Genomic DNA, 5,640 nt, shown 5'->3' on the forward strand with positions numbered 1-5,640 from the left:
TTATCTGCGCTTTTGGCTTGGCATCTGCCGCACCTCGCTCGCCGTATCGGCACTTAGAATTATGCGGTATTGCCTTAGAAAGGGGGATTACTGAACGTCTGCCCAGGTGGTCAGCTCGCCGGTGTAGATGCCTTTGATCTGGTCAACGGTCAGGTTATCAGTGGGGTTATCGTTGCTGACGATAACAGCAATGCCATCCTTTGCCAAGACAGTCGCCTTTGCGCCGCCCTCAACCTCAGAATCTTTCAGCTCACGGCTGGCCATACCGATGGTGTAGGTGCCATCCAGTGCGCCGGAAACGCCGGTGGTGGAGTCGGTGGTCTGGAGTTCCAGGGTTGCGTTGGGGTTCACGGTCTTATACGCTTCGATCAGTTTTTCCATCAGCGGGGAAACAGAGGAGGAACCGCCAACCACGATCTTGCCTGCGGGCTGGGTGCTGGTGTAATCAGCGCCAACATCGCCGATGTAACCTTCCTCGGTGGCCAGGGCCTGACCGTCGGTGCTCATGCAGTAAGCAATGAAGTCCACGGCAACGGGGTCGGCAGCTTCGCCGTTCGTGACGATGTTGAACGGACGAGCCAGGGTGTAAGTACCATCCTTCACGGTGTCAGCGCTGGGGGCAACGCCTTCCACGGTGACAGCCTTGACATCATTGTTCAGAGAACCCAGGCTGATGTAGCCGATTGCGGTCTCATCGTTGGAAACAGCGGTCAAAACGCCGTTGGTGGAGCTCTGGATGGCAGCCGCCTCGGTGGTGTTGTCAACCTTTTCGCCTGCATCGTTCTTGGCTTCCACACCGGTCAGCTCGATGAAAGCGCCGCGGGTGCCGGAGCCATCCTCACGGGAAATCACGGTGATGTCCTGATCGACATCGAAATCGCCGGCAGCCGGTGCAGCAGTGGCTTCACTGGAAGCAGCCTCACTGGAGACGGCCTCGCTGGAAACAGCGGAGGATGCCGGGCTGGAACCACAGGCGGCCAGGCTGAGAGCCAGAGCAGCAGCAACTGCAACGGAAACATTACGCTTTAACATAAACTTTCTTCTCCCTTAATTGTATCTGTTATTCTATCTCACACATTCGCTCAGGGGTTCGTGTTTTCCTATTCGTTCTTCCTGAGTGCGTATTTATTGTACCGCGCTGTTTCCCCAGTATCGACCATAGTGCAGTACAATCCGGGTAAAGCTTTGGTAATGGAAACTTTCCTTTTGCAAAGTTTGTGTAAAGTTGCCCAAAATCAATACGCCAAATTTTTACAATGTGTCAATTTTAGCAGTTTTCTTGCGTTGATTCGACATTTTACACAGTCTTTACAATTCTTTTACTGGCTTTTGGTGTTCATAAAGCCCTGTTTTCTATTATAATAGGTAACGGTATAGTGCCATTGTGGGCATGTGCAAAACGATTTGATTCGGTTTTGCTCCGGGTGCGGCTGCACCCAACAATGAAAACATAACAAAAGAGAAATGGAAGTGTAACCCCCTGTATGAGCATTTTTAATGTGTTCACGCTGATGGGCGGTATTGCCATGTTCCTTTACGGCATGGATCTCATGGGCAAAGCCCTTGAGCAGACCGCTGGCAGCAAACTGCAAGGCATCCTTTCCAAAATGACGGCCAGCCCGGTGCGCGGGCTGCTGCTGGGCATGGTCGTCACTGCAGTGATCCAGTCCAGCGGTGCCACCACCGTTATGGCGGTCGGCTTTGTCAACTCCGGCCTGATGGAGCTGCACCAGGCCATCGGCGTCATCATGGGCGCCAACATCGGTACCACCGTTACCGGCTGGCTGCTCTCGCTTTCAGGCCTGGAGGGTGATTCCTTCGCCATCCAGATGCTGAACCCCAACGCGTGGGCCCCCATCCTTGGCTTTATCGGCATCTTCCTTTATATGCTGGGCAAGGATAAGGACCGCCGCAGCGGCGTGGGCAAGATCATGGTGGGCTTTTCCGTCCTGATGGCCGGTATGAACACCATGTCCACCGCCATGAGTCCTCTGGCCGATGAGCCCTGGTTCATGAACCTGTTTCTGAGCTTCAAAAACCCGGTTCTGGGCGTGCTGGCCGGTGCCGTGCTGACGGCTGTGCTGCAGTCTTCCTCCGCTTCGGTGGGTATTTTGCAGGCCCTTACCTCCACCGGTGCCGTCACCTATGCGGCGGCGGTTCCCATCATCATGGGCCAGAACATCGGCACCACCGTTACTGCGCTGATCTCCTCTGCCGGTGCCAACAAAAATGCTAAGCGCACCGCATTTGTTCATCTGTACTTTAACCTCATCGGCACGCTGGTGTTCCTGTGCGGTTTTTACGGGCTGCATGCGCTGTTGGGATTCTCGTTCTACAACGAAACCGCCAACACCTTTGGCATTGCCATTGTGCACACGATATTCAACATTGTGACCACCGCCATCCTGCTGCCGTTCAACCGCGTGCTGGAAAAGCTGGCCATCCTGACCGTGCCGGACAGCAAGGATCAGGCGGGCGAGCAGCATTCCCTGCTGGACGAACGCCTGCTTTCCACCCCGTCCGTTGCCGTTGGCCGCGCTATGCTGACCGGCGGCGATATGGCCGAGATCTGCCGCACCTCCCTGCTGCAGGCCATGTCCCTGACCCACAAGTGGGATGAAGCCATTGCCGACGAGGTGAACCGCAAGGAAGACGCTGTGGACCATTACGAGGACGTTCTGGGTACCTATCTGGTCAAGCTGAGTGCCAAGGCACTTTCCCGCGAGGACAACCGCACCATCAACACCCTGCTGCACACCATCAATGACCTGGAGCGCATCTCTGACCACTCGGTCAACCTGCTCAAGGCCGGGCAGGAAATTCAGGAAAAATCCATCCACTTCAGCCACGAAGCGATCGACGATCTTTCCGTTCTGGAGGCCGCCGTTCAGGATATCGTGAACCGCACCGTGGATGCGTTCCAGAAGAACGACTGTTACGCCGCCGGCAAGATCGAGCCGCTGGAGCAGGTTGTGGACGGCCTGGTGCGCGAAGTCAAAACCCGCCATATTGCCCGCCTGCAGGCCGGCGCCTGCACCATTGAGTACGGTTTTGTGCTGGATGATCTGCTGACCAACTATGAGCGCATTGCGGACCACTGCTCCAACATTGCCGTTGCCATGATTGAAGTATCGGAGGACCGCTTTGATACCCATGAATACCTGAACCACATCAAAAACGGTGAAAGCCCCAGTTTTGAAAAGCGCTATGAGCGCTACCGCGGCCGCTATACCTTTGAGCCCGGCCCCAGCGGAACTGCCGCTGCACCGGAGCAGAAAAAATAATTATCGCAGGGCTTTCCCCTGTAAAATGGGCCGGGACCTGTGGCACATCGCAGGTTTCGGCCTGTTTGTTTGGAGGATCTTATGATCTATATTGTTGAAGATGACGCATCCATCCGTGAGCTGGAGCAGTATGCTCTGCAAACCAACCAGTACACCGTCCGCGGGTTTGAGGACGGGGCTTCCTTCTGGGCTGCCGTGCGGGAGACCGTGCCCGACCTGGTGATTCTGGACGTTATGCTGCCCGATGAGGACGGCTACCAGATTTTGGGCCGCCTGCGGGAGACCGCCGCGACCCGCACCGTACCAGTCATCATGGTCACAGCCAAAACCAGCGAGATTGATGTGGTAAAAGGGCTGGACCACGGTGCAGACGATTACCTCTGCAAGCCGTTCGGCATTATGGAGTTCATCAGCCGCGTCAAGGCGGTGCTGCGCCGCGCCAGCACCGCACCAGCCAGCACCACCACCCTGCGGTTTGGAGACATCACGCTGGATGACGTTGCCCGCACCGTTACGGTGGACGGTGAGCCGGTGGAGCTGACCTTTAAGGAATATTCGCTGCTGCATTTCTTTTTGGAGCATCCCGAAGAAGTTCTGGCCCGCGAGCGCATCATGAAAGCCGTGTGGGATACCGACGACCTGTTGGAAAGCCGCACCATTGACATGCACGTGCGGACCCTGCGCCAAAAGTTGGGCCACGCCGGGGACGCCATCTGCACCGTGCGCAAGGTGGGGTACAAACTGTCCGCCAAGGGCACGGAGGCCGGGGAAGATGCCTGATACCGCCGAAACCGCCCACATCACTGCGCCGCGCAGCATGGCTCACCTGTTGCGCACCACTTTGATGGCTGTGGGTATTTTGTCCCTCCTGCTCAGCGTGGTGGGGGCAGCGCTGCTGTTCCAGCACGCTTTTGCCGAGCAGTTTGACACCGACCTTTCCCGCACGGTGGAAGCTATTGCGGTGGGGTATGAGCATTCTGCCGACCCACAGCCAGAGCAGCTGGCCCAGTATGCAGACGGCCTGCGTCTGACCCTTGTGGCCCAGGATGGCACCGTTTTGTACGATTCTGCCACTGCTGATCCCAGCACCTTGCCCAACCATGCCAACCGCCCAGAGATCCAGCAGGCTATGGCAGAGGGCACTGGTGCCAGCGTGCGCCGCAGTGCAACCCTTGGGTACGACACCCATTATTATGCCGTGCGCCTGACGGACGGAAGCGTTTTGCGGCTGGCGGACGAAACCAGCAACATGTGGAGCAGCTACAACCGCGTGCTGCCCGTTCTGGTGGCCGGGTGCATCCTTATCATCATTCTGGCGCTGGTGCTGGCGCAGGTCATTACCAAGCATCTGGTGCAGCCCATCACCCGAATGGCGGAGCACCTGGACTGCATCGAGGCCAATGTGCCGTATGAGGAGCTGATCCCGCTGGCGCACACGGTACAGTCTGACCGCAAGCTGCGGGAGGACAATGAGACCATCCGCCGGGAGTTTACCGCTAATGTCAGCCACGAGCTGAAAACCCCGCTGACAAGCATTTCCGGCTATGCAGAGCTGATTGAAAACGGCATGGCAAAACAGGAGGACATTCCCACCTTTGGCCACCGTATCCACAAGGAAGCCCAGCGCATGATCACGCTGGTATCGGATATTTTGCAGCTTTCGGAACTGGACGGCATGAGCAAGCAGCAGGAAAACAGCCCCACCGCCGATTTTGTACCGGTGGACCTTGGCGTGCTGGTCAAGGATGTTGCCACCAACATGACGGTGAACGCCCGCAAAGCTTACATTACGCTGCAATACAAAGTACAGCCCGTTACGGTGCGCGGCAGCCACGACCTGTTGACCGAGCTTGTAACCAACCTGTGCGACAATGCCATCCGCTACAACCGGCCGGGTGGCCATGTGGAGCTGAGCTGCGGCACCAATGCGGACGGCTGCCCGTATTTCTGCGTGGAGGACAATGGCATCGGCATCCCACAGGACAGCCAGAGCCGCGTGTTTGAGCGCTTTTACCGAGTGGACAAATCCCGCTCCAAGGCGACCGGCGGAACAGGCCTGGGGCTCGCCATTGTCAAGCATATCGCTGTTCTGCACGGTGCGCGCATTGATCTGGAATCCACCGTCGGCACCGGCACCACCATCCGCATTATCTTCCCGAAGATGTGAGGTTTTATTTACGGGAGATTGGCGGCTTTTTTGAAAAAAGTCCTGGCGAAAAACTTTAATGGCGATAGAATAGAATTATAGGGCAATACCGCATAATTCTAAGTGCCGATGCGGCGAGCGAGGTGCGGCAGATGCTAAGCCAAAAGCGCAGATAATACTGGATGCTGCAAAGGTGAGCGCCGCCAGTGG

At 56.8% G+C, this 5,640-nt stretch carries 4 protein-coding genes; 3 read left to right on the forward strand and 1 reads right to left on the reverse strand.

From position 1 onward, the window contains the following. Positions 1 to 87: 87 nt before the first annotated feature. Positions 88 to 1,032, reverse strand: a complete 945-nt coding sequence (locus C4885_RS15190; protein ID WP_114001144.1) for a substrate-binding domain-containing protein — start codon at positions 1,030 to 1,032, stop codon at positions 88 to 90. Positions 1,033 to 1,484: 452 nt separating this feature from the next. On the opposite strand from C4885_RS15190, the gene C4885_RS15195 reads away from it, so the two are divergent. The 3 genes from C4885_RS15195 (at position 1,485) to C4885_RS15205 (ending at position 5,451) form a co-directional block, all read left to right on the forward strand. Further along, positions 1,485 to 3,284 carry a Na/Pi cotransporter family protein gene (locus tag C4885_RS15195; RefSeq protein WP_114001145.1) on the forward strand — a complete coding sequence of 600 codons (1,800 nt, stop codon included), beginning with the start codon at positions 1,485 to 1,487 and terminating at the stop codon, positions 3,282 to 3,284. 81 nt (positions 3,285 to 3,365) lie between these two features. Further along, on the forward strand, positions 3,366 to 4,064 hold the full coding sequence (locus C4885_RS15200) for a response regulator transcription factor (protein WP_114001146.1): 699 nt from the start codon (positions 3,366 to 3,368) through the stop codon (positions 4,062 to 4,064). Beyond that, entirely contained in the window at positions 4,057 to 5,451 is a 1,395-nt protein-coding gene (locus tag C4885_RS15205) for an ATP-binding protein (protein WP_114001147.1), read from the forward strand. Before C4885_RS15200 ends, C4885_RS15205 begins: the two co-directional genes overlap by 8 nt. Positions 5,452 to 5,640: the final 189 nt, after the last annotated feature.

The organism is Subdoligranulum sp. APC924/74 (genome assembly GCF_003324125.1).
Taxonomy (GTDB): Bacteria; Bacillota; Clostridia; order Oscillospirales; family Ruminococcaceae; genus Gemmiger; species Gemmiger qucibialis.

Bases quoted from the DNA above. Each gene is read 5' to 3' on its own strand.
- C4885_RS15200 (WP_114001146.1), top strand. From the start codon at position 3,366: ATGATCTATATTGTTGAAGATGACGCATCCATCCGTGAGCTGGAGCAG.
- C4885_RS15205 (WP_114001147.1), top strand. From the start codon at position 4,057: ATGCCTGATACCGCCGAAACCGCCCACATCACTGCGCCGCGCAGCATG.
- C4885_RS15195 (WP_114001145.1), top strand. From the start codon at position 1,485: ATGAGCATTTTTAATGTGTTCACGCTGATGGGCGGTATTGCCATGTTC.
- C4885_RS15190 (WP_114001144.1), bottom strand. From the start codon at position 1,032: ATGTTAAAGCGTAATGTTTCCGTTGCAGTTGCTGCTGCTCTGGCTCTC.